The 24,126-nt window shown below is 66.9% G+C and carries 22 protein-coding genes; 7 read left to right on the plus strand and 15 right to left on the minus strand.

All coding sequences use genetic code 11. The annotated features are described in order from the left end of the window. Positions 1-34 precede the first annotated feature (34 nt). The 3 genes from CKO41_RS00095 to CKO41_RS00105 form a co-directional block, all read right to left on the minus strand. The gene (locus CKO41_RS00095) at positions 35-1,522 is read right to left on the minus strand and encodes an alkaline phosphatase (RefSeq protein ID WP_200380907.1); all 1,488 of its coding nucleotides are present in this window, start codon (positions 1,520-1,522) and stop codon (positions 35-37) included. A 555-nt stretch (positions 1,523-2,077) separates the two neighbouring features. Continuing rightward, complete coding sequence (locus tag CKO41_RS00100; RefSeq protein ID WP_200248977.1) at positions 2,078-2,653, minus strand: L,D-transpeptidase family protein; 576 nt, start codon at positions 2,651-2,653, stop codon at positions 2,078-2,080. 152 nt (positions 2,654-2,805) lie between these two features. After that, positions 2,806-3,993 carry a class I SAM-dependent rRNA methyltransferase gene (locus tag CKO41_RS00105; protein WP_200248963.1) on the minus strand — a complete coding sequence of 396 codons (1,188 nt, stop codon included), beginning with the start codon at positions 3,991-3,993 and terminating at the stop codon, positions 2,806-2,808. Positions 3,994-4,164: 171 nt separating this feature from the next. Here CKO41_RS00105 and CKO41_RS00110 point away from each other — a divergent pair, with 171 nt between their 5' ends. After that, positions 4,165-4,758, plus strand: coding sequence for a hypothetical protein (locus CKO41_RS00110; protein WP_200380908.1), 594 nt, complete (start codon positions 4,165-4,167; stop codon positions 4,756-4,758). Between the two features lie 47 nt (positions 4,759-4,805). On the opposite strand, the gene CKO41_RS00115 is transcribed toward CKO41_RS00110, so the two are convergent. From CKO41_RS00115 to CKO41_RS00130, 4 genes are all read right to left on the minus strand, one after another. Next, on the minus strand, positions 4,806-5,411 hold the full coding sequence (locus CKO41_RS00115; protein ID WP_200380909.1) for a hypothetical protein: 606 nt from the start codon (positions 5,409-5,411) through the stop codon (positions 4,806-4,808). A 75-nt stretch (positions 5,412-5,486) separates the two neighbouring features. Beyond that, a complete protein-coding gene (locus CKO41_RS00120; RefSeq protein ID WP_200248955.1) occupies positions 5,487-6,230 on the minus strand; it encodes an S-methyl-5'-thioinosine phosphorylase in 744 nt (247 codons plus the stop codon). A gap of 666 nt (positions 6,231-6,896) precedes the next feature. Beyond that, positions 6,897-7,571: a YceI family protein gene (locus CKO41_RS00125; RefSeq protein WP_242463833.1), complete on the minus strand. Its 675-nt coding sequence runs from the start codon at positions 7,569-7,571 to the stop codon at positions 6,897-6,899. A gap of 175 nt (positions 7,572-7,746) precedes the next feature. Further along, on the minus strand, positions 7,747-7,992 hold the full coding sequence (locus tag CKO41_RS00130) for a YMGG-like glycine zipper-containing protein (protein WP_200248950.1): 246 nt from the start codon (positions 7,990-7,992) through the stop codon (positions 7,747-7,749). 213 nt (positions 7,993-8,205) lie between these two features. Between CKO41_RS00130 and CKO41_RS00135 the strand changes: the two genes are divergently transcribed. From CKO41_RS00135 to CKO41_RS00150, 4 genes are all read left to right on the plus strand, one after another. Continuing rightward, positions 8,206-9,822 (plus strand): prenyltransferase/squalene oxidase repeat-containing protein, encoded by a 1,617-nt coding sequence (locus CKO41_RS00135; RefSeq protein WP_200380911.1) that lies wholly within the window; start codon positions 8,206-8,208, stop codon positions 9,820-9,822. A gap of 383 nt (positions 9,823-10,205) precedes the next feature. Then, positions 10,206-10,508: a type II toxin-antitoxin system ParD family antitoxin gene (locus CKO41_RS00140; RefSeq protein WP_242463834.1), complete on the plus strand. Its 303-nt coding sequence runs from the start codon at positions 10,206-10,208 to the stop codon at positions 10,506-10,508. Then, positions 10,505-10,777, plus strand: coding sequence for a type II toxin-antitoxin system RelE/ParE family toxin (locus tag CKO41_RS00145; RefSeq protein WP_200380912.1), 273 nt, complete (start codon positions 10,505-10,507; stop codon positions 10,775-10,777). The genes CKO41_RS00140 and CKO41_RS00145 overlap by 4 nt, the downstream gene beginning before the upstream one ends. Before the next feature lie 64 nt (positions 10,778-10,841). Further along, positions 10,842-12,377, plus strand: a complete 1,536-nt coding sequence (locus tag CKO41_RS00150) for a mechanosensitive ion channel family protein (protein WP_200380913.1) — start codon at positions 10,842-10,844, stop codon at positions 12,375-12,377. A 191-nt stretch (positions 12,378-12,568) separates the two neighbouring features. Here the strand turns inward: CKO41_RS00150 and CKO41_RS00155 are convergent, their stop codons facing one another. From CKO41_RS00155 to CKO41_RS00180, 6 genes are all read right to left on the minus strand, one after another. Next, positions 12,569-12,766, minus strand: a complete 198-nt coding sequence (locus CKO41_RS00155; RefSeq protein WP_200380914.1) for a type II toxin-antitoxin system RelE/ParE family toxin — start codon at positions 12,764-12,766, stop codon at positions 12,569-12,571. Next, complete coding sequence (locus tag CKO41_RS00160) at positions 12,763-13,026, minus strand: CopG family ribbon-helix-helix protein (protein ID WP_200248937.1); 264 nt, start codon at positions 13,024-13,026, stop codon at positions 12,763-12,765. Before CKO41_RS00160 ends, CKO41_RS00155 begins: the two co-directional genes overlap by 4 nt. A gap of 327 nt (positions 13,027-13,353) precedes the next feature. Next, entirely contained in the window at positions 13,354-13,761 is a 408-nt protein-coding gene (locus CKO41_RS19225; RefSeq protein WP_242463835.1) for a hypothetical protein, read from the minus strand. A gap of 325 nt (positions 13,762-14,086) precedes the next feature. Further along, a complete protein-coding gene (locus CKO41_RS18880; RefSeq protein ID WP_274607529.1) occupies positions 14,087-14,287 on the minus strand; it encodes a PIN domain-containing protein in 201 nt (66 codons plus the stop codon). Then, positions 14,284-14,535, minus strand: coding sequence for a UPF0175 family protein (locus CKO41_RS00175; RefSeq protein ID WP_200248928.1), 252 nt, complete (start codon positions 14,533-14,535; stop codon positions 14,284-14,286). The genes CKO41_RS18880 and CKO41_RS00175 overlap by 4 nt, the downstream gene beginning before the upstream one ends. Positions 14,536-14,672: 137 nt before the next feature. Next, positions 14,673-16,301 carry an IS66 family transposase gene (locus CKO41_RS00180; protein ID WP_200380916.1) on the minus strand — a complete coding sequence of 543 codons (1,629 nt, stop codon included), beginning with the start codon at positions 16,299-16,301 and terminating at the stop codon, positions 14,673-14,675. Between the two features lie 549 nt (positions 16,302-16,850). Between CKO41_RS00180 and CKO41_RS00185 the strand changes: the two genes are divergently transcribed. Next, on the plus strand, positions 16,851-18,704 hold the full coding sequence (locus CKO41_RS00185; RefSeq protein WP_200380917.1) for a bifunctional metallophosphatase/5'-nucleotidase: 1,854 nt from the start codon (positions 16,851-16,853) through the stop codon (positions 18,702-18,704). A 64-nt stretch (positions 18,705-18,768) separates the two neighbouring features. Here the strand turns inward: CKO41_RS00185 and CKO41_RS00190 are convergent, their stop codons facing one another. Then, complete coding sequence (locus CKO41_RS00190; RefSeq protein ID WP_200248923.1) at positions 18,769-21,261, minus strand: glycogen/starch/alpha-glucan phosphorylase; 2,493 nt, start codon at positions 21,259-21,261, stop codon at positions 18,769-18,771. A 78-nt stretch (positions 21,262-21,339) separates the two neighbouring features. Then, positions 21,340-23,733, minus strand: coding sequence for a phosphoketolase family protein (locus tag CKO41_RS00195; protein WP_200380918.1), 2,394 nt, complete (start codon positions 23,731-23,733; stop codon positions 21,340-21,342). Positions 23,734-23,917: 184 nt separating this feature from the next. Between CKO41_RS00195 and CKO41_RS00200 the strand changes: the two genes are divergently transcribed. After that, a complete protein-coding gene (locus CKO41_RS00200; protein ID WP_242463845.1) occupies positions 23,918-24,103 on the plus strand; it encodes a TraR/DksA C4-type zinc finger protein in 186 nt (61 codons plus the stop codon). The last annotated feature ends 23 nt before the right edge of the window (positions 24,104-24,126 follow it).

Raw genomic sequence — 24,126 nt, forward strand, 5'->3', positions numbered from 1 at the left:
CAGTCACAGGACAGGAGACCGATGGCGCAGACGGCTATTTGGCGACCGGCAGGTTCCCGAGGCGCATCACCTTGCCCAGACGCTTGGCGATGTCGGTGTTGTCGTAGAAGCCGGCGAAGGCGACGGCGCCAGGACCCTTGGCGAAGAGCGGGACCGGCACGCCCGTGTGCGCGTACGAGGTCCAGCCGATGCTGGCGTTCTCGTTCAGGATGTGCGTGATGGTCACGACGATCGGCTCGTAGCCACCGTAGAGCAGGTTGTTCTCGGCGGTCGTGTTGTCGTTCTCGCCGGACATGGACTTGTCGTAGGCGTCCTCCAGCTTCTCCTTCTGGTAGTTGTTGAGCGCATCCCAGACGAGACCGAACTCCGACTCCAGCAGGCCGACCATGTCGGCGTTCGAGGCCAGGTTGTTCGGATTCTCCCAATCGTAGCCGGCGGCATAGGTCGCCTTGTGATCGGCCCACGCGTTCTGCCCGAAGTACTCGTAGCTGTGCTCTTGGTTGAGGAGCTTCTCGTAGTAGGCCTTGTACGCGGTCGTCGCATGACCGATCGTCATGCCACCGGTCTCGTGGTCGCCGGTGACGACGACCAGGGTCTGGGCCGGGTGTTGCGCCTGGAAGTTCAGCGCGACGCCGACTGCGGCGTCGAAGTCCAGCACATCGCCGATGACCGCAACGGCGTCGTTGGCATGGCCCGCCCAGTCGATCTTGCCGCCTTCGACCATGATGAAGAAGCCGGGGTCGCGACGGTCGCCGCCGTACAGGTTGGCGATCGCGACCTCGGTCATCTCCGCGAGCGATAGGTTGCCTTGCGGCTTGTCGATCGCGTAGGGCATCGCGGAACTCGAATCCAGCTCCGGATTGATCGCGACGACCTTGTCCAACGGTTGGTTCTTCAGCGCCAGGATGGAGTCCCGATCGTTGAGCACGGTATAGCCCTGACCCGCCAGATAGTCCCACAGCGCGGTATCGGCCCTGTGAAGGCCGCCGCCACCGAAGAACTCGTAACCCGAATCGGCCAGCATCCCGGCGATACCGTAATAGTCGTTGCGGCTCGGCACGTTCGCGTAATAGGCGGCCGGGGTGGCGTGGTTGAGGGAGACGCTGGAGAGGACGCCGACCTTCATGCCCTTCTCGTGGGCCAGCTCGGCGATGCTCTTGTAGTTGGTGGTCAGATCGGCATCCATCCCGATGGTGCCGCTCTTGGTCTTGATACCACTGGCGAAGGCCGTCGCCGAGGAGGCCGAATCGGTCATCAGCGCATAGGCGTCGTAGGTCGTCTGCATGCCGAGGACCGGCATCTTGGACATGTTCAGGCGATTCTCCGGCCGGAGCAGGTCCTCGGCCACGGTGGCATCGCCCCCGTTGATGGTCGTCAGATAGGCCTCCGTTGCCTGGATCTGGGTGGCCGACATCCCGTCGCCGAGGAAGAAGAAGACGTATTTCGGTGCGGCGCTCGCCAGGGTCGTCACCGCCAGCAGGGCGACGCCGAGCAGGGTGACGGAAAGCTGTCTGAGGTTCATCGAACAACTGCCTCGCTTGATCTATAGATACGATGAGCTGGGACGGTTGCCGACAGGCGCTCGGGCGTGGCCCGTCGACGCGGCCCACTCTAGCGAGCGACCTTGTCGATCCTGTGATTGGCGGTTTAAGAGTTGATGACGAAGCCGTGACGCCGACCGGCTCGGCGGGGCGCGACGAATCGCTCAGGTGCGAGGGGCAGGGCGACGTCGTGCAGGCACCGCGGCGAATGCCGGGGGCGTTGGCACGATGAGGAAGGTTTCGAAAGCGAGCGTTACAGCTCGGTCTTCGATGTCGGGTTAGGCTGCGTCAGCGAGCATGCCGGGGCGTCGGCACGGCGGCCGCTGAGAAAGGACGGGCCGCGCGCGCCGTGACCCGACGGGTGGCAACGTGGCTCCGAGTAACGCCGCTGCCGGGTTACGGCGCGCGCAATCCTTTGTTTTACCGGGACCGCCGTGCCAGCGCGCCTAACCCGACTACGGGCCGTACCATCGGCACAGGCGACGCCGGCGGATCAGAACGGATCCGCCGTGTCTCGGGAATAGCGCAGTCTTGCACTAGGGCAGAATCCGGATCGGCGTGCCGTTCGGCACCAACCTCCAGATCTCGTCCATCTCGTCGTTGGTGACGGCGATGCAACCGTCGGTCCAATCCCGGCCCAGGTACTCCCGGCGCACCGCATCCGAGACGATGTAGTTGGGGTGACCGTGGATCATGATCATGCCGCCCGGGTTGTCGCCCATCATGCGGGCCAGCAGGACGTCCTGCTCGTTCGGATAGGAGATGTGGATCGCCTTGTAGAAATTGCTGTTGGGATTGCGCCAATCGAGCACGTAGTCCCCCTCGGGGGTGCGCTTGTCGCCCTCGCGCTGCTTGTGACCGATCGGGTTGCCGCCGAGCGCGACGCGGTACTCGCGCAGGACCTTCCCGTCGCCCTTGAGTTGGAGCCGACGCGCCGACTTCTCGACGACGACCTGATCGACGACCAGGGGTCGCTCGGGCGGCCTGGTCGTGCAGCCGCCGAGGATCAGCAGCAGGGCGGCGAGGGCGAGGGCGCCCCACCGCAGCCAAGGGCGGGGCGCCGAGGGCGGGTGACGCCGATTTGCGGCCGATGTGGGTTCAGGGGACGACATGTCGGCTACCGGATAGGGCGAGGGATGCGGCGAGATCTGAAGCGAATTGGGAGGAATTCTAGGCAAGGGGCTGAACAAAAAAAAGAGGGTGGATCCTAGGCTGTCGCGGCCCTTGCCCCCCGCTGCGCGGCCCCTCGGTCGACGCAGGCGAGCTACAGGGCGCGGAGGAAGAAGGTCTTCAGGTACGCCGTCTCGGCGATCGCCGGATGGACCGGATGGTCCGGCCCCTGCTGGCCGGTCTCCAGCAGCTGGAGCGTGCGGCCAGCCCGGCGCGCGGCCTGCTGCACTGCCCCGAGAAATGCCTCGCGATCCATATGGAAGGAACAGGACGAGGTGACCAGCAACCCACCCGGCTCCAGGACCTCGAGACCCAGGCGATTGAGCCGCTGGTAGGCCTGCGCACCCTCGCGGGCGTCCTTGCGCCGTTTGACGAACGCAGGCGGGTCCAGGATGACCAGATCGAAGCGTTCCGCGCCATCGCGTAGCCCGCGCAGGACCTCGAAGGCATCGCCGGCCAGGGGCCGGATCCGGCCCGCAACACCGTTGCGCGCGGCATTCTCCATCAGGCGCTCCAGCGCCGGCCCGGAGCTGTCGACGCAGGTGACCCGCTCGGCACCGCGCACCGCCGCCGACACGCCCCAGGCGCCGACATAGCTGCAGACGTCGAGGACCCGCCCGGCGATCCCAAACCGCGACAGCCGGGCGCGGTTCTCGGCCTGGTCGTAGAACCAGCCGGTCTTCTGGCCGGTGAGCGGAGAGACGAGGAAATGGGCCCCGGTTTCGATCAGCTCGAGCGTCTCCGGCGCCGTCCCGAGGACCGTCTCGACCGACTGCGGCAGGCCCTCGAGCTCTCGCACGGCGATGTCGTTGCGCAGCACGATCGCGGTCGGTCGCAGGAGCTGCTCCAGGGCGGTGAGGATGGCCGCGCGCTCGCGCTCCATGCCGGCCGTCGTCAGCTGCACCGCGAGGAGGTCAGCGTAGCGGTCGACGATGAGGCCGGGCAGGCCATCGGACTCACCGAAGACCAGGCGGTAGAATGGCCGTTGGTAGAGCCGGGCGCGCAGTTCCAATGCGCTGCGCAGGCGCTCGGCCCACAGGGCCGGCCCAGGCGGGCGCGCGCGATCACGGCTGATCAGGCGGGCACAGATCAGCGAGTGGGGGTTGACATGGGCATAGCCGAGCCAGCGGTCGCTGTGACCGACAACGGCCACCGTCTGCCCGGGCTCCAGCCCCTTGAGCGGCGTCGCCCGGGTATCGACCTCGTTGCTGTAGATCCAGCAGTGACCGGCAAGCAGTCGGCGCTCCTGGTCCTTCAAGAGGCGTAGGACCGCGATCGTCATCGTGATGGCTCCTTCAGGTGCTCTTCGCGAAAAGGCCATTCTCGCAGAAGCAGGGCGGCTCGGTCGGGTTGAATTCCCGCCCGCCGCCCTTCACCCAAGCCCGAACCGCGGTTGTCGCGATCGCCCCGGTCGGGCACGAGGCGCACGCGCACAGAAACGGAGATCGATCGGATGATACTGAACGCGATCATTGGCGACACCGTCTACAGCCTGAACGTGCCCGACGCCTTCCTCGCGCAGGCCGCGGACTATTTCGACAGGCTCGACCGCGACATGGACGACGGCTGGCAGATGAGCCGAGAGTGGGTCCCGAGCCCGTCGCGGCTGGAGCGCTGCCAGATCGTCGCCGACAAGCTGCTGACCGCACTGGAGAACGAGAACGACAAGCTCGGCCGCCTCATGGCCGGCTACATCCTGAGCCGCCTGCCGCGGGTCGCCGCCGTCGAGCCGGACACCACCGGTGAGATCCAGAATACACGCTTTCAATTCCACGACGAGCCAGCGGTCGTTGCGGACGAGCGCCGAAGCGACCGGCCCGTACCGTCGGGCGCCGGGCTCGACCGGCTCGCCGCGCTCGAACAGGCCGGCAACCAGGTGACCAGGGTCTTCAAGGTCGGCAAGGGCTTTCGCTTCTCGGTCTACGACCACGCCAGCGCGTCCTGGCAGGACTCGCCCCTGGTGGCCGACCGCGAGGAGGCCGAACGGCTGCGGCAGATCGCCGTCAAGGCGCGCTACGAGCATCTGCTGCGCGGTGCCGCGCCCTGAACCGAGCGGCGGCTGTCATCAGACGCCGGGCGTAGCCCCCGCGCGCGTCAGCGAGGCGGCCAGCCGTATCCGGGCGGGCCGAACGGCGCCGGCGGCGGGTAGGGATAAGGCCATTCGGGATTGCCCGGTACCTGGTTCATCTGCTCCCAAAGGGCGCGACGCTCGGCCTCTACGGACTCGAGCATGGCCCTGTACTCGGCGAGGACGCGGGCACGATGCTCCGCCAACGGGTCGCGATCCGGTGGTGCCGCGGCGGTTGGTCCCTGATCGGTCGGCGATGCGGGCTGCGTGTTGGGGTCGGGCGCGGCGTCAGGTGCCGTGCTTGCCGCGCCGCCGATCGGCTGCGGGGCAGGGGCCTCGCGCAGTGCGACCGGCGGTGTGCCAGGTTCGGGCGCCCCACCGATGCGCGGTTCGATCGGGCCTGCCGGCGCCTCGCGCCCCGCCGTCCTAGGCCCAGCTGCTGTCTCGGGTGTCGGCGGTGTGGGCTCGGTCGGGGCTTGCGCAGGCGCCGAGGCGGGACGATCGACCCCGCGCATCGCGTCCCCGTCGGGGTCGCGCTCGTTGACCGCATCCAGATAGAAGATGCCGAAGCCGATGACCAGCAACCACAGCAGCGCCTTTGGCCAGAGCTGCCGCTTGCGGGGGGTCTCCAAGGATGTTTCCGCTTCCGCCATCTTTGGTTGTCTCCGTGAGACCGGGGCGATGGCCGGGATCGACGAACCCGCGCCTTACGCCCCGGACGGGGTCAATGCTGTGAGGATCTGCTCGATGCGCCCCGTGCACAGGGCAACATTCGCAGCGATTTCGGACATCTGGATCTCGCCTTCCACCTTGCCCGCCGCCCAGTTGACGACGAAGGCCAGGCTCGCGTAGCAGAGCCCAAGCTCCCGGGCCAGGGCCGCCTCGGGCATCCCGGTCATCCCCACCAGGTCGCAGCCGTCGCGCTCCAGGCGCCGCACCTCGGCCGCCGTCTCCAGCCGGGGTCCCTGGGTCGCGCCGTAGACGGCATGCGCGACGATTTCGACCCCGCTCGACTCGGCGGCGCGCCGCAGATCCTCGCGCAGGCTGGCGCAGTAGGGCGCCGAGAAATCGATGTGCACGACCTCGCCGTCGTCGTTGTCGTGGTAGGTCTGGACCCGACCGTAAGTGTAGTCGATGAGCTGGTCGGGAACGGCCAAGACGCAAGGGCCGAAGGCGGGGGTGATGCCACCGACCGCACCCAGTCCGACGATGTGCGAGGCGCCGGCCTCGCGCAGCGCCCAGAGGTTGGCGCGGTAGTTGATACGATGCGGCGGGATCGTGTGTCCGACACCGTGCCGTGGCAGGAACAGGACCTCGTGCTCGCCGAGCAAGGCACGCGAGACGGGGGCCGATGGCGGGCCGTACGGCGTCGTCGAGGCACCGGCGACGGCGCCCTCGATGCCCCTGATCGCCTTGAATCCGGAACCCCCAATGATCGCTAATCGCCCCATCGTCTCGCTTCCCAAGATTGACCCGAAGTTGGACCAGGGCGCCGCGGCGACGCCCTGCCGGCGCGGGCGTCTGGCAACACCGCCTGTTTCAGAGTCGCGAGATTTTACAGAAGGCGTCCCATGTAAGCCAACGAACGGCCGAGACCGGGGCGAGGCGGATCCGTTCTGATCCGCGGGGGGTGCCGACGAGGCGTACCGGCGGACTCCGTCGGCGTTGCCTGGACCGGTGGTACGGCCCGTGGTCGAGTTAGGCGCGCTGGCACGGCCTTCGATGAGCAGGCACGGGCGGCGCGCGCCGTAACCCGACGGGCGGCTGCATCTTTCACGGTAAACGACTGAATATGAAGCCACGTAGGTCGGGTTAGGCGCGCTGGCACGGCCTTCGATGCGAAAGAACAGGCCGGGCGCGCGCCGTAACCCGACAGCGGCGTCGTTCGGTGCCGCGTCGTCGGCCGTCGGGTTAGGCCCCTCGGGGCCGACCCGACCGAGCCACGTAGGTCGGGTGAGGCGCGACGGCACGGCGGTCGCTGAGCAAGAAGGGCTTGAGCGCGCCGTAACCCGACGGCCTTGTTCTGAGCCGCATTGCCGGCTGTCGGATAAGGCCGCAGAACGGATCAGCCCTGGAGAGCGGGGCGTGCCGGTGGCGCCGCCAGCGGCGGCACCGATCTAGGGCGCCGGCGCATCGACGAAGGTGACGACGAAACTGACCGGCACCGCATGGCTGATGCTTTCGAGGCCGGCGATCTCCCGCAGCCTCTCGATGCCGCTCGTCAGGCCGAACTTCGCCACCTCGACGATCACCGGCTTGACGCTCGCGACCATGAGGGTATCGTCCGCGACCTTGGCGACCTGGAGGGTGAGAATCATGGGCTGGCGTTCGCCGTGCAGCGATAGGATGCCTTCAGCCGCGGTGGTGGCGATCTCGCCGGGTGTCATGTCGGCGAGGAGCGCGCCGTCGATCTTCGCCGTCAACCTCGCCTCCTTATAGTCGGCGGTCTCGAAGAGCAACTCGCGCATCCGCTCGTTGCGGATCGGGATCAGGGTCTCGACGCTGTCGAGCCGCAGTGCGATCTCGACTCGCCCCTCCTCATCGACGGTACCAGACATCTCCTTGAACGTATTGACCTCAGCCGTATCCTTGGCCTTGATCGAGACGAAGGCGAGATGTGAGCGCTCGGGATCGAGCGACCAGTCAGCGGATGCCGCGCCGGCGAACGCGGCGAGCAACCAGGCCGATAACACCAACGATGCAGTCATTGTGCGAGGGCGACCCGTGACAGTCATGGCAGTCTCCGTGCGGCGTCGATGTGCGTGTCTGTCAACACATGGGGCGTCGTGCATCTCGCGGCAAGGCGCAAACCCGGCGCAATAACGTTGAAGAACCCGATCGGGGCACCCGCGTCCTCGCGTCGGGGCCGTTGTCCGGATCCCGGACGACGGCCCCGCGCGCGACCTGATCCGGCGCCGCTCGCGGCACGGAGGCGATGCTCGGCCGCGACCGCTCCGGTGGTCATGGTCAGTAGTAACCTCCATAGTAGTACTGCTTGCGCTTCTCGTTCTGATCGTAGAGATAGCCCCCAACGGCACCGGCGCCGGCGCCGATCAGGGCGCCCTCGCCGGCGTGGCCGCTCATCGAACCGATGAGCGCCCCTGTGGCGGCGCCGGCGGCCGCCCCCGTTCCGGTCCTCGACGCGGTCGTCGTACCGCATCCCACCAGGGCGACCGAGAGGATAGCGGCCAGTGCGAGTGTCTGCGGTTTCATGGTCTTGCATCTCCCATTCAACGGCCCGTTGTGGCCGATACGGGACCGATGAGACAGCAACCCGGCTTAACAGCGGCTGAACGGCAGGCGCCCAAGTCGCCGGGAGTGCGATAGGATGGGCAGAGTCAGGCGGGGCCACCGGTCGGGTCTCGCCGCCCGTCTCGATGGTCCGCCGTCCAACCGTCTGACGTCCTCTCAATCCGAGCAGCCAACATGAGCCAACAGACAATCATCCCGGGTTTCGTGGCAGCGCTCGCGCTCGCTGCGCTGTCCTACACCGCCCTCGCGCCGGCAGCGAACGACGCAGTCGATCCCTCCGGGGGCGGCGCGTACTCCAACGACGCCTTTCGAACCGAGGTCGTGCAAGTGGCCCGGGCTTGTGCGGCAGGTCGAAGAGGGGACCACGTGGAGGAGGACGAACCCTCGCTCGGACAGGCCGGACCCTGGGAGGCCAGCGTGGCCGTCTACGCCGACGGCGTGCGGACCCACGAAGGCTCGGCGGCTGCGATGGGGCTCGACGCCGCCCTCTGCGATGCCGTCACACAGGCGCTGGGGGCGACCCCCAAGTCGCCCTTGTCGGAGCAGGCCCGTCTCCTGATTACGCTGCGGCCCGACGGTGGCGATCTGCATTCGATCATCGAATTCGAGGGCAGGGGACTTGAACTCGTCGGGGACCTGGTCCCGCTGCGCACGCTGACGCGCCGCGATGTCCGACGGGCGGTCGAGGCCAACAAGGACTATCTCCTGCGGATCATGCACCCAGAACTGCATGGTTTTTCCAAGAAGTACGATGTCGCGCGCGGCGGCTTCGACGACCGGCTACGCACCATCTACAGCTCCTCGAGCCTCTACTCGCTGCTGCGCGTGAACACCCTCGAGGTCGACCCGAGGGTGGAGGCGAACATCGAGCCGATCGCCGATTTCATCCTGTCGATGCAGAAGCAGGATGAACCCTACCGGGGCGCCTTCCACTATTCCTATAATCTGACCACCAGCGAGAAGGAGCGGCGGTTCCCGGTCGGCACCACGGCCAAGGTCATCATGACGCTGGCCGCGCTCTACGAGGGAGACCAGGACCCCCGTTATTTGCAGGCGGCCATCGCCGCCGGGGACTGGTTGCTGTCGCTGCAAACACCCGACGGCGGCTTCCCTGTCGACGTCGCCTGGCGCCGCGGCGCCTGGGACACCAACGAGGCCTTCTCGCTCTTCTACAACTGCCAGGTCCTCACCGGGCTCTCCAGGCTCTACGCGATCAGCGAGGCGCCACGTCACCTCGACGGCGCGCGCCGGCTCGCCGGCAAGCTCCTCGGCATGGTCGAAGAACAGGGTCCTCTGCTGCGCGACCAGTATCGGCGCAAGGTCGAGTCCATCTCCACCAGCTGGCTCGCGATGGCCTTGCTCGACTACAGCCGCATCGATCCGGCCAGCGGCAGCCTCGAGGTCGCGTTCAAGAACCTGGATGCGCTGCTACCGCTGCAGATGACGGACCCGAGCGACATCGCCAACTATGGCCGCTTCTCGGACACCAGGGCCACCAGTGGCAACGGCTGGATCAACGAGGTCGTGAGCGAACTGCTCGTCGCCTGCGAGGCGACGGGACGGCCGGACTGCGAGCGCCTGGAACGGGCGTTGATCCTGACCACCCGATGGCTGATTCAGAACACCTATTCACCGCAGAACACCTATCACATCGAGGACCCGGAGAGGGTCATCGGCGGGCTGATCCGCAACGCGAGGGAAGAATCGGTCCGCACCGATGCGGTCTGCCACGGCGTCAACAGCCTGGTCGGCCTGCTGCAATCGACCCAACGCGAGGCACTGCTGCACTGACCGATCAAGCCGATAGGCGGGGATGAGGCACGAACCGCAGCCTCGGTTGTTGGCATGCCAGATTCTTGTTTCTCACATCATGTGAAAGGGAGGGAAGGAACGATGGGAATGCATGATCGCGATTGGTATCGGGAGGCCTATCGAGAGCAGCGCGGACGCCCTATGTCCAGGGCGCCCGCGCGGTCGCCAGGCCCCTGAGCCATCGCCCGACGACTTTACATAATATACATTATGCGCAATTGCGCATGATGGATCCGGACGGCTGTCGGCGCCGGCGGCATCCCACGCTTCTTCGCCGCCCGCACCGTCTGGCAGCCAACCGACGGTGGAGCCGTCGCCCCGATCACCCTTCCCAAGGGCGTGCATCGGGAAACAAGTATGATATGTTCATACTCATGAACACCATGGCACGCATCACCATCACCCTCACCGCCGAGATGGCCCAGACCGTGCGCGACGCCGTCGAGGCGGGCGAGTACGCCTCCAGCAGCGAGATCATCCGCGAGGCCCTGCGCGACTGGCGCCACAAGCGCGCACTGCAAGCGCAAGAGCTTGCCGGCCTGCGTGCGGCGGTCCAGGAGGGTCTCGACGACATCGAGGCCGGGCGCGTGCGCGACTTCGACGCCGAGCGGATCATTCGACGGGGAGAAGAGCGATTGCCGCGCCGCGCCGACAGCTCCGATTGACCGAGAGCGCCGAGCAGGACCTGATCGAGATCTGGAGCTTCATTGCCGCCGACAATCGCACAGCGGCATCGAAGCTGGTCCGTGAGATCCAGGCACGCTTCGAGACCGTCCAAGACCATCCGGAGATCGGTCCGCGGCGGGACCAACTGGCCGAATGCCTGCGCGTCCACTTCCATCGCGACTACGCGCTGTACTACCGCTTCACCGACACCGAGGTTGTCATCGTGCGTCCGGGCAACGGGCCGGACAGATCCCGGTCCGTCACGTAGAATCGCTGGCATCCACGGCCGCCACGCCTGCCGGTCGCCCGCCGTCCTCGACGCGTCGCTCGTGATGAACCTTCTCGAAGACCTGACAACCCGGCACTGGCCGATCTTCCTCGCCGTCTCGCTGCTCTTCCTCCTGTGGCGCCTCGGTGGCCACCCTGTTCAGGGGCGCGCGCTCGCTCGGCGCTTTCCGCGGTTGATCGCATTCGCCGATCTGCTGTTGGTGCCGGCTTTGGTCGCCCTCGTCGGTGCGCTGGCCAGCGTCGCCGTCGCACAGCTCGGGTTCGCCGGAGTCGATGGCGGGACCGTCCGGACGGCCACCCTCGTCGTCGGCTATCTCATCACCGGCTGGCTGCTCGCACGGCTGATCGAGGCGCTGCTGCTCGCGCGTGCCGACGACGAGCTCTCGGAACGGGTGCCGAAACTCGTCGTCGGCCTGATCTATGTCGCCCTGATGCTCTTCGGCCTCGGGTTGCTCCTGTGGCTTCAGGGTTATTCGTTCACCGGGATCTGGGTCTCGACCGGCGTCGCCGCGGCGGTCCTGGGTCTGGCCCTGCAACGCACGCTCGGCGATCTCTTCTCCGGCATCGCGCTCGGCATCGAGCGGCCCTTCAAGCTCGGCGACTGGATCGAGCTGCGCGACGGCACCGTCGGCCAGGTGATCGATCTCAACTGGCGGGCCACCTGGCTGCGCGGCTGGGACAACTCGACCCACGTGATCCCGAACTCGCAGATGGCCGGCCAGCCGCTGAAGAACCTGCACGACGATCGCCACCTCTTCGCGCCCTGGTACTTCGTCAAGGTCCCGGCCGAGGTGGACCCGCGCTTCGCGACGGCCCTGATCCTCGACGCCGCGCTGCGCTGCGAGAGTGTCCTGAAGATGCCGCATCCGGTGGTGCGGCTCGCCGACGCGGGTTCGGTCCCCTACAGCTACATGGTCTGGGTGCATCTGAAGAACTATCCGGCGATGTTCCGGGGCCGCGAGGAGCTCTACCGGGAGATCCATTGGGCGCTGCAACGGGCCGGGATCTCGCTGGCGCCGGAGGTGCACGAGCTGCGTATGCGGCGCGCCGATGCGGTGCGCGCCGAACCGCCAACCATCTTCCTGGCCCTCAAGTCCCTCGACGTGGGCGGCCTGCTGACCGAGGGAGAGCTCGAGGAGCTGGCGGCACGCGGCGCCTACTGCTATTACGACAGCGGCCACGTGATCCTTGCCGAAGGGGCACTGAGCGACGCCTTCTATGTGATCGCCGGCGGCCTCGTCGAGGCCGCGATCCGGCTGCCCGACGGCACCCGCAAGGTGACCGAGGTCCTTGGTCTCGGCGACTACTTCGGCATCACCTCGATGCTGACGACAGACCCCTCATTCCTCGAGATGCGCGCGCAGAGCGACGTGACGCTGATCCGCATCGATCTGGACTGCGTGCGCACCCTCCTCGCCGCCCGCCCCGAGCTCGCCGAGCGCTTCGCGCGCATCGTCAAGGAACGCCTCGACGCCGCCGATGCAGCACGCATCGCCAGCCGCCAGCCGATCCGGCGCCTGAGCCTGCGCGACATCCGCCAGCGCATCGAGGGGCTGATGGTACGCAAGGGACGCGCCTAAAAGGCCGCTGTCGGGTTACGGCGCGCGCAATCCTTTGTTTTCCTGGACCGCCGTGCCGGCGCGCCTAACCCGACCTACGGGCCGTGCCATCGGCCCAGGCAACGCTGGCGGAGCCGTAGGTCGGGTTAGCCCTTCGGGGCGTAACCCGACAGCCGGCAACGCGGCTCCTGGCTAGGCCGCTGTCGGGTTACTCAGAACAGATCCGCCGTGGGTACATCGGGCAGTTCCTCGACCTCCTTCCCCAGCGCAGGCTGGTCTCGAAGCAAGCGGATTGTGCGACCCAGGCGCTTGCTGACGCGGGCGGCTGCCGCCGGGTCGTGCTCGGCAATAAGATCGCGCAAGCGCCGCAGATCCCGCGTGGCGTTCGCCGTGAACTGGAGGCGCTTCAACGCGGCGGCTCAAGCTCTTTGTCCGAGCCCCAACTGTCGATCCAGGCGAGCACCTCCTCGCCATCCACGACTTGCCCGGCATCCAGCTCGGCCAGGGCCTCCCGTGTTTCCTCGTCGCGACGCTGCCGGAGATCTTCGCGCTCCAGGTACTCGCGCACGGCGTCGTTGATGATCCAGCCCTTGGAGCGGCGGAGGCGTGTCGCCATGGAGTCGAGTCGCTGTAGCAGATCGTCCGGCATCCGGACACTGGTCATCCCCATGTCGCAGAACCTCTATTTGCGGTAATGCACTGCATTATAGTTCGGACGCCGTAGCGCTGTGGGACCTGACGTGGCTCCGCGCCTTTGGCATAGTCCTCTTGCCTTACCCCATCGACTCTGGGCGCCTTGCTTCCATTCTGGCGGCCGAAGCTCTCGCGCAACCCGTCAAACAGGCCCGAAGGCGGGCGCGGCACGATGGATCCCTAGTGCCCCGCTCCAGAAATACCGAGGCCGCTTTCATGTCGCCCTATGATGCGGGCTCCTACCACGCGCCACGCGGGGATTGCAGGCAGCGACGCGCGGTCTCGGGAATTCCGCAGTCTTTCACTAGGCAGCGGCGTGCCTTGTGATGATGTCGTCGATGTCGTGGGGAGCGAAGGCGACATCCCAGCACCACTGGCCGAATCCACCGCTCTGGTTGACCGCCGCCACCCATTCGGCGAGCGCATCGCGCTTGGCCCGGTTCTGCGGGCTGTCCTCGCCCTTGATCTCGAGCGCGAGGACCCTTCCGTTGCGTAGCCGGATCAGAAAGTCCGGCAGGAAGCGCCTCCGCGATCCGCCCCAGAGATACTGAATCTGGAAGCCGAGATGGTCGTTCTTGGCGTAGGCCAGCACCTCGTCGCGCCGTTCGCAGATGTTCGCCGTGTGGCCCTCCCAGGCGGAATCGCCGACGACATGGCTGATGTGCGACTTGATCGCCGGGAAGGTCGGCTTGGTCGTATACCAGGTGCGCATCTGCCCGGTCGCGCCGATGGGGTTTTCCTCGTCGCAAGATGAGTTCCTGAATCTTTTCTGCCTTGTCGCTCATCGCCCCCAGCCCTCCTGTCCTCTCCCATCGTCCGGCCCTGGCCCTCGCCAGACGCACGCGATGGCCCTGTATCGCACACACCAGGGGGTATTTCCAGCCCAAGATCGGCCGGTCCACAGGCGTCACCCGCGTTGCCCGCCCGGGTGGGAGCCCGCTTGCGAGCAATCGGCGCGGCCGGCTGCGGATCGCCGACGAGCGGGACCTATCCGGGCACGCGGTCGCGTCGCGGTTGTCCACGCTTCTCCCTTGCGACTATTCCCCAACCCGCCGCAGGGCCTCGTCGAGGACCCGCTCCGAAAGGTACAGCCCGGCCGCCGTCAGGTCCGCCATCACGGGACGGGCGGCCGCGATCAAGCCGGGACGCTTGGCGGCCAACACGATCCCAAGGGTGCCGCGCACCACAAGGCCAAGCCGCTCGGCGCATCGCCGACCAGTTGATGACGGCCCGCTCAGCCACGCGACAGCTCGCGGTCCAGGTCCTCGAAATCCACCAGGAACGAGTCCTTGCCCAGCCGGGCCAGGGCCAGCAGGAACTCCGTGCGATCCAGGCCGGCGATCTCGGCCGCCCACTCCTGGGAGATGCGGCCTTGCTGGTACCACTGGACTGCGGCGGCCAGCCGCAGCTCGCGGTCCACATCTGCCGGTGCGCAATGCAGCACGGAATGGACCGCGTCTGGCAATTCGACACAGAGTTGGGTCATGGCGATCTCCCAAAGATTGGCGACGCTGCGGCGACGGGTATCCCGATCGACTGGAGGCCCACGCAGTTCATCCGCGCGTCAGCGTTTAAAGTGCAATAACAGTAGCTTATAGCGTCAAATGGTAACTTCTCAATAACTCACGGCACAGTCTGTGCCGCCAAGATCCGTTCGCGCACGATCTCCGGCAAAGGGGGAATGTCTCCGACCTGTCCGATGCGGTCATTGAGATAATCCCAGAACGAGATCCCGAGCTTGCGGCAGGTCTTCTTGAGGCTGGCAAAGGTGTCGCGACAGCGGCGCCCCAGCTCGCTGCGCGTCCCGCCGCTGATCTTGCGCCATTTGACGTAACCGCGGATGTCGTTCTCGCTGCCGTTGGTGTGCAGCGGGATGTCCGGGCGCAGGAGCACCAGCAGCAGCTCGCTCTGATGGGTCTTCAGGCGCTTGAGGGTCTGATTGAGGGTCGCGAAGGAGGTCTTCTGGCTGAAGATGGCCTCGAAGCGTGCGCGCAGATCGGCGACGGCGGCGGGATCGGGGGCGCGTTGGTAGGCCTTGAGATCGGCATACAAGGTCCAGATCTCGTCGCGGACGCGTTCCTGATCCAGGCGTTGGCGCTCATTGAGCGGGATGAGTGTGTGAATCAGGCGTTCGGCGTGCACCCAACAGAGGGCATGGAGCAGAATGGCGAACTGTCCGGCGCCATCGCTGACAATGACCAGCTCGCGCGAGAGGCCTTTCGCCAGCAGTCCACCGAGCAAGGCGCCCTCGGTGGCGATGCGCCGATGGCGTTCCTTGGTGATCCCAAGGGCCTTGAGGTGTTCCTCCCACGCCGCGGTGGTCGCGATCTCCAGGATGGGCGAGGCCGCGAGCGCGTGGCGCAGTGCCTGCGGCAGATCCTGCTCGCGCCAGTACGTCAGTGCCTCGTCATGAAGGCAATAGACGGGCTCGCCCGCTTGCAGGAGCTGAAGGAAATTGATCCGGCTTTTGCTCTCGGTGCTGGAGAACCAGGCAAAGAAATCGTTGCCGATCTGCGTGACGTAGCCGTTGCGCCCCTGGTGGCGCGCCCCCGAGTCATCGACCGTGATGAAGGAGCTGACTTCCAGGCCCACCTCCAGCAACTGGTCCTTTTCGGCAAAGAAGGGTTCGTTGTGTCCGCTGAGCAGGGCGTCGATCTGCCCTACCGACAGGTCGATACCCCATTCGAGGAGCTGCTCGCGCAACAACGGCTGGGTAACGTGACAGTGATGGTGCTGGTAGAGCAGGTAGGCACGCAGGCTCGGGCCGAAGTGCCCGCCTTGCAAGGTCGCTGGCAGCTCCCCGCGCAACCATTCCCCGTCCGGGGTTTGCCACACCTCCAAGCGATAGCGGGTGTTGTGCGCCTGAATCTTCAGATCCTGGACCACGAAGTCGCGATAGCCCTTGAAGCGGGAGCCAGACGGTGGCGTCTCGGCGGGGGGAATCACGCACTCCTCATGAATCGGCACGTCCGGCGTTTTGCTCCGCTTGCTCGAGCCGGCCCGCTGGCCCGCTGACTCGCCCGTGCCTTGCTCGTTCTTGTCAGGATCGCTCTGATCCTCCATCCCGCTCGGCTTGAAGGTCGGCTTGCCTTTCTCGCCCTTAAGCACCGCGATCTCATCGCGCAGCTGCTGGATGGTTTCCGCTTGGCGTTGGGTCGTCTCGGCCAGCGCTTCGATCAACTCCACCAACTGCTCGACCAGCGGCGTGCGTTCCGCGTCGGGGATGTCAGGAAGCCTGATCGGGCTGGGCATGATGGCTCGACGATTTGTGGGAAACCATGGGGTACTCTAACGGATATCTTCAGCCAAGGCTGCCATGACTTATTGAGAAGTTACGTCAAATGATCCGATCTGCGGTCGCGAAGCTCCGCGCTCCGGCAAGCAACGCATCGGTCGGTCCGCGGGCATCATCCCGCGTTGCCTGCACGGGTGGGAGCCCGCCTGCGGGCGATCGGCGCGGCCGGCTGCGGATCGCCAGCGAGCCACGGACATGCGGTCGCCTCGCTGCCGTCCTGGCCGCTGAGCCGGGTCGCTTCCGGGCAGACGAAGGGGCGATAATCCATGGATTCGACAGTCATCGAACGGCAGTGTCGCTTTCATGGGGACCTTGAAAAATTGCCATCCAGGCAATTTTTCAAGACGCGAAGCGAAAATGCGATTTCCGCTTCGCTTCATTTTCAGTCGCTTAGGCGACTGAAAATGGCGGGGCATCCTTGCCCCGCGCGGGCACCTTGAATTTTTCAAGGTGCCCTCATGGCGACGGCGTGACCGCGATGACCCTTAGAATCGGAAGGCGGTGGCATGACAGCGAAGGTGATCTGGCGAGTCCTGTTCGGCGACCTTCCGATGGCCATCGTGCTCGCGTTCGCGGCCGCGACGCCGGTCGAGGCCCGGCCGCCGCATGTGGATCTGTGGCTGACGATCCTGCACAGCAACGATGGCGAGTCGCAACTGCTCCAGGCCCCGGGCCACGAGGCATTCGGCGGCATCGCGCGGTTCCGGACCCTCGTCGATGAGCTGCGGGCGCAGGCGACCGCCGGTGTCCGGCAACCCTGTCTGAACCGCCGCGATCGACGCGCCGCAGTGGTGCTGTCCTCCGGCGACAACTTCCTCACCGGCCCCGAATTCCACGCGAGCCTCAGGCGCCCGGACGGCAAGCCGTTCTACGACGCCATCGGCCTGGACCTGATCGGCTACGATGCCGTCGCGATCGGCAACCACGAACTGGACTTCGGCCCCGACGTCCTCGCCGATTTCATCGCCGGCTTCGAACGACCGGTCGAGTTCCTGGCCGCCAACCTGGATGTCAGCGCCGAACCGCGCCTTGCGGCCCTGGCCGCGGACGGCAGGATCGTGGCAAGCACCGTCGTCTTCGCCGGCTGCCGCCGCATCGGCGTCATCGGCGCGACGACGCCGACCCTGCCCGCGATCTCCAATCCGCGGAACATCCTCGTCAACGAGGTCGCACCGGCCGTCGCGCGTGAGCTGGCCAGGCTGCGCCACCGCGACGTCGACAAGGTGATCCTCATCAGCCACTTGCAGGGCATCACCGAGGAGATGGCGCTCCTCGCCGAACTGCGCGGCATCGACGTCGCGATCGCCGGCGGCGGCCACGAGTTGCTGGCCAACGCGGGCGACCGGCTGGTGCCGGGCGATGAGCGCGTCCCCGCCCTGCCCTACCCGCTGTTCGCCGTCGATGCCGATGGCCAGCGGGTGCCGGTCGTGACGACCGCGGGCGATTACAAGTATGTCGGGCGCCTCGAGGTCGGCTTCGATCGCGCGGGCCGGATCGTCGCGATCGCCCCCGGCAGCGGCCCGGTGCGGGTGGCCGGCGGCAACGCCCCCGATGCCGTCGCGCCCGATCCGCAGGTTCTGGCGCGCGTGACCCGGCCGGTGCAGGCCGCGCTCGATCGACTCGCCGAGCAGGTCCTCGCGACCAGCGAGGTCGCCCTGGACGGCAGCCGGCCGAACATCCGCATCCGCGAGACCAACCTCGGCGACCTGATCGCCGACGCCCTGCTCTGGCAGGCCCGCGAACTGGCCGAGGCCCGCGCTGCCCCGCCGCCCGACGTCGCCCTGCTGAACGGTGGTGGGATCCGCAACAACAGCGTCATCCCGGCCGGCGAGCTCACCGAGCTGACCACCTTCGACATCCTGCCCTTCGCGAACTTCGTCACGATCGTCCCCGACATCCCCCGCGCGCAATTCAAGGAGATCCTGGAGAAGGCCGTGGCCAACGTCGCGGGCGCCGATGGCGCCTTCGCGCAGATCGCCGGCTTTCGCTTCGCCTGGGATCCGAACGGCATCCCCCAGGTGCTCGATGACGCCGGCCGGGTCTTGGTCGCCGGCACCCGGGTGCGTCAGGTGACGCTCGATGGTGGCGAGCCGTTCGTCATCGACGGTGTCGTCCAACCCGGGGCGCCGCTCACTATCGCGACGATCGACTTCCTGGCCCGAGGCGGCGATGGCTACCCGTATCGCGACGCCGCCTTCGTGAACCTCGAGGTCGGCTACCGGCAGGCCCTGGCCGATTACATCGTCGAGTCCCTGGCCGGACAGATCAGCGCGGCCGACTATCCGCCCGGCGGCGGGGGCCGCGTCACCGAGATGAGCGCACGCGAGCAAGAGCCTGCCCTTTCCGCGTCTCCCTGGTGACGAGCCCCCTGCTTCGTCACCGTCACCCATTGGAATCGGCCTCAGATCGACTGGAGGTGCAGCGTCAGAGCTGCGCCGGCACCGGCCGGACCTGCCAGATCCGCTCGCAGTAGTCGCGGATCGAGCGGTCGGATGAGAACTTGCCCATCCGCGCGACATTGAGGATGGACATCCGGTTCCAGTGCTTGGGGTCGCTCCAGGCGTGGCCGACCTCGGTCTGGCGACCCAGGTAGGGCTCGTAGTCGGCCAGGACCATGAAGGGGTCTTGATAGAGGAGGTTCTCGACGAGCGGCCGAAAGAGCGCCTTGTCGCCGTGGGAGAAGAACCCGGAGGCGATCAGGTCGATGGCCGAGCGCAGCTCCAGGTGCGTATTGCCGACCTCCCAGGGTCGATAGCCCTCGGCCTGGAGGCGCTGGAGCTGCTCGGCCGTGTGGCCGAACAGGAAGAAGTTCTCGTCGCCGACCTCGGCGCGGATCTCGACGTTGGCGCCGTCGAGCGTGCCGATCGTCAGCGCGCCGTTCATCGAGAACTTCATGTTGCCGGTACCCGAGGCCTCCTTGCCCGCCATCGAGATCTGCTCGGAGAGGTCCGCCGCCGGATAGAGGCGCTGGGCGTTCTTGACGTTGAAGTCGGGCATGAAGACGACCCGCAGGCGGTCGTTGATCTGCGGATCCTGGTCGATCACCTCGGCGACCGAGTTGATCAGCTTGATGATCAGCTTGGCCATCAGGTAGCCGGGGGCGGCCTTGCCGCCGAAGACGAAGGTCCGCGGGGCGATGCTCAGGTTCGGCTCGGCCTTCAGGCGCTCGTAGAGGGTGATGATGTGCAGGACGTTGAGGTGCTGACGCTTGTACTCGTGAATCCGTTTGGCCTGCACATCGAACAGGCTCTCTGGGTCGATGCCGACCCCGACCTGGCGGCGCAGCCAGTCGGCCAGGTCGCGCTTGGCGGCGGTCTTGATCCGCCGCCAGTCCTCGTGGAAGCCGGCATCGTCGGCGAGCGGCTCGAGGACCCGCAGCCGCCCCATGTCGCGCACCCAGCGATCGTCGCCGCAGCAGTCGGTCAGCAGCCGTGCGAGGCGCGGGTTGCTGACGAGGAGGAAGCGCCGTGGCGTGACGCCGTTGGTCACATTGTGGAAGCGCTCCGGCCACATCTCATGGAAATCCTTCAGGATCGTCGACTTGACGAGTGCCGAGTGCATCTCGGCGACGCCGTTGACGGCGAAGCTGCCGACCGTCGCCAGGTGGGCCATGCGGATGCGCCGGCCGTGACCTTCGTCGATCAGCGACAGGCGCGCGATGCGCGCCTCATCGCCGAGGAAGCGCACCCGCGCCTCGTCGAGGAAGCGGCGATTGATCTCGTAGACGATCTCCAAGGGCCTGGGTAGCAGACGCCCGAAGAGGGACACGGTCCAGGTCTCCAGGGCCTCGGGCAGGAGCGTGTGGTTGGTGAAGGCGAAGGTCCGGCGGGTGATCTCCCAGGCCGGTTCCCAGTCCATCCGCTGCTCGTCGAGGAGCAGGCGCATCAGCTCGGCGACCGCGATGGCCGGGTGGGTGTCGTTGAGCTGGACGACGAACTTCTCGTGGAAGCCCGCGAGCGTCGCGGTCGCGTTGAGCTGGAGGCGGACCATGTCCTGGAGCGAACAGGAGACGAAGAAGTACTGCTGCTTGAGGCGCAGCTCCTTGCCGGCCTGTGGCTCGTCGTTCGGATAGAGCACCTTCGAGATGGTCTCGGCCTCGACCTTGGCGTGCACGGCGCCATAGTAGTCGCCCGTATTGAACGCCTGGAAGTCGAACGACTCGGGCGCGTGGGCCGACCAGAGCCGCAGCAGGTTGGCGTTGCTGACGCCATGCCCGAGGATCGGGGTGTCGTAGGCGCGGCCCTCGACGACCAGATCCGGGACCCACCGCACGCGCAACCGACCGTCGTCGTGGTAGGTCTCGGTGTGACCGCCGAAGCGCACCGGGAAGCGCAGCTTCGGGCGCGGCAGCTCCCAGGGGTTGCCGTCGCGCAGCCAGACGTCGCTCTTCTCGACCTGCCAGCCGTCCTCGATCAGCTGATCGAAGATGCCGAACTCGTAGCGGATGCCGTAGCCGATCGCCGGGATCTGCAGCGTCGCGAGCGAGTCCAGATAGCAGGCCGCGAGCCGCCCCAGGCCGCCGTTGCCGAGCCCCGGCTCCTCCTCCTGTTCGAGGATCTCCTCGAAATCGAGGCCGAGCTCGTCGCCGGCCTCGCGCGCGACCTCCATGATGCCGAGATTGATCAGGTTGTTGGCCAGGTGGGGCCCAAGCAGGAACTCGGCCGACAGGTAACAGACGGTGCGCGCCTGCGTGGCCTTGTAGGTGCGCGCGGTCTTGATCCAGCGATCGAGCAGGCGGTCGCGCACCGTGTAGGCGGCGGCCATGTAGCGGTCATGCGGGGTGGCGACCTCGAGGAAGCGCCCTAGCAGGTAGAACAGGTTGTCGACGTAGGCCTGCTTCAGCTGCTCCTTCGACAGGCCGGTGCGGATGTGGTCGCCGTCGGCGACCGTCGAGCCGGGACGATTCGTGGCGGTCATGCGCGTTCCCCCTCCCCCCTCGCGTGCGCGCTCTCGTGCGCCCGGGCGCGCACGCCGCCCGGGCGTGAAGGTCCCGTCTCAGTGGGGCCAGGTCCAATCGGCGACCTCGGGCTTGTCGATGCCGTAGCTGTAGGCGTACTGCCGGCACTCGATCTGCCGATCCCGCAGGCACTCCTTGACGTGGGCCCCGGCCACCTGGAGGCGCGGGACACGGTTGATCACGTCGATGGCCAGGCTGAAGCGGTCGATCTCGTTGTTGATCGCAAGCTCCAGCGGCGTGTTGATGTTGCCCTTCTCCTTGTAGCCCCGCACGTGCAGGTTCTTGTGGTTGGTGCGCCGGTAGGCGAGCCGGTGGATCAACCAGGGATAGCCGTGGAAGTTGAAGATGATCGGCCGGTCGCGCGTGAAGAGGCTGTCGAAGTCGCGGTCCGAGAGGCCGTGCGGGTGCTCGGTGTCGGGCGTCATCCGGAACAGGTCGACGACGTTGATGAAGCGGATCTTCAGATCCGGGAAGTGCTCGCGCAACAGCGCCGTCGCGGCCAGCGCCTCCTTGGTCGGGATGTCGCCGCACCCGGCCATGACGACGTCGGGTTCGGCGCCCTGGTCGTTGCTCGCCCAGTCCCAAATCCCGAGGCCCTTGGTGCAGTGCTTGATGGCCGCGTCCATGTCGAGATACTGCAAGTGGTTCTGCTTGTCGCAGACGATGACGTTGATGTCGTCGTGGCTGCGCAGGCAGTGGTCGACCGTCGAGAGGAGGCAGTTGACGTCCGGCGGCAGGTAGATCCGGGTGACCTCGGGGTTCTTGTTGACGACCACGTCGAGGAAGCCCGGGTCCTGGTGGGTGAAGCCGTTGTGGTCCTGGCGCCAGACGGTCGAGGTGATCAGCAGGTTGATCGAGGAGATCGGCGCGCGCCACGGGATCTCCTCGCTGATCGCGAGCCACTTCGCGTGCTGGTTGTACATCGAATCGATGACGTGGACGAAGGCCTCATAGGTCGCGAAGAAGCCGTGGCGGCCGGTCAGCACATAGCCCTCGAACCAGCCCTCCAGCGTGTGCTCGGAGAGCATCTCCATGACCCGCCCGTCGGGGGCGAGCTCGCCGCCGTCGGCATCCTCGGGCCGGTAGTCGGCGAGCCACAGCTTCTTGCTGACCTCGTAGATGGCATCGAGCTTGTTCGAGGTGTTCTCATCGGGGCCGAAGACGCGGAAGTTGTCGGCGTTGCGGGCCATGACGTCGCGCAGCAGCGCCCCGAGCGGCTTGGTGTTCATCGCCGTCAACTGCGCCGGCTTCGGCACCTCCTGCGCGTAGTGGCGGAAGTCCGGCATCCGTAGCGCACGCCGCACCAGGCCGCCGTTGGCATGCGGGCTGGCGCTCATGCGCCGCGGGCCGCGCGGGGCGATCGCCTTGAGCTCGGGCATCAGCCGGCCGGTCTCGTCGAAGAGTTCCTCGGGCCGATAGCTGCGCAGCCAGGCCTCGAGCTGCCTCAAATGGCTCGGATTGCCGTGGATCCCGGCGAGCGGCACCTGATGGGCGCGCCAGGAGCCCTCGACCTTGCGGCCGTCGACCGATTCGGGGCCGGTCCAGCCCTTGGGCGTGCGCAGCACGATCATCGGCCAGTGGGCGCGGGTCGCCTGCCCGGAGCGGCGCGCCTCGCCCTGGATCGCGCGGATCTCGGCGAGGCAGCGGTCGAGGGTCGCGGCCATCTGCTGGTGCATCGTCGCCGGGTCGTCGCCCTCGACGAAGTGAGGCGTCCAGCCATAGCCGCGGAACAGGCTCGCGAGCTCCTCGCCCGGGATGCGCGCGAGCAGGGTCGGGTTGTTGATCTTGTAGCCGTTCAGGTGAAGGATCGGCAGCACGGCCCCATCGCGGATCGGATTCAGGAACTTGTTCGAGTGCCAGGAGGTCGCCAGCGGGCCGGTCTCGGCCTCGCCGTCGCCGACCGCGACCGCGACTACCAGGTCCGGGTTGTCGAAGGCCGCGCCGAAGGCGTGCGAGATCGAGTAGCCGAGCTCGCCGCCCTCGTGGATCGAGCCGGGGGTCTCGGGCGTGCAGTGGCTGCCGATGCCGCCGGGGAACGAGAACTGCTTGAAGAAGCCGCGCAGCCCCTCTTCATCCTCGCTCTTGTCCGGATAGACCTCCGAGTAGGTGCCCTCGAGATAGACGGGGGCCAGCACGCCCGGCGCGCCGTGGCCCGGGCCGGCGAGGAAGATGGCCTCGAGGTCCTGCTCGAGGATCAGCCGATTCAGATGGACGTACATGAAGGACAGGCCGGGGCTCGCCCCCCAGTGGCCGAGGAGGCGGTTCTTCACGTGCTCGGCCTTCAGCGGCTCGCGCAGCAGCGGGTTGTCCTGGAGATAGATCATGCCGGCGGCGAGGTAGTTGCAGGCACGCCAGTAGGCGTCGATCCTGGCGAGGGCCTCCTGCGTCAGCGGACCTGTCGTGGGCGTGAGTTCGGCGGCGGGTCTGGCCATGGACGACTCCTCCTGTAGCGGGCTTCAAGGGATCAATATAGTCGACGAGTGTGTTCCGAGTGTGACCGCCTCCGGGGAGTTCCCGCGCCGCGTCACGGATTCGCAACAGCCGGCGGGCACACTGTCCGCATTCGCAAACCGACCGAGCGGGGATGGGATGGAGCGTTTATCGGACATCGTCGACATGGCGCAGGCACATATCGAGCAGGAGACGGCACTGCGAATCGAACGGATCCGCCGCAGCACGAGACCGGGCGTCGGCCGGGATCATTGCATCGACTGCGGCCGGCCGATCCCGGCGGCCCGCCGCGTGTCCGTGCCAGGCGCCTGCCGTTGCGTCGCCTGCCAAGGCCTCTTGGAGACACTCTGAGGGCGAGGCGCCCTTTTCAACCC

Source organism: Thiococcus pfennigii, assembly GCF_016583835.1.
Taxonomy (GTDB): domain Bacteria; phylum Pseudomonadota; class Gammaproteobacteria; order Chromatiales; family Chromatiaceae; genus Thiococcus; species Thiococcus pfennigii.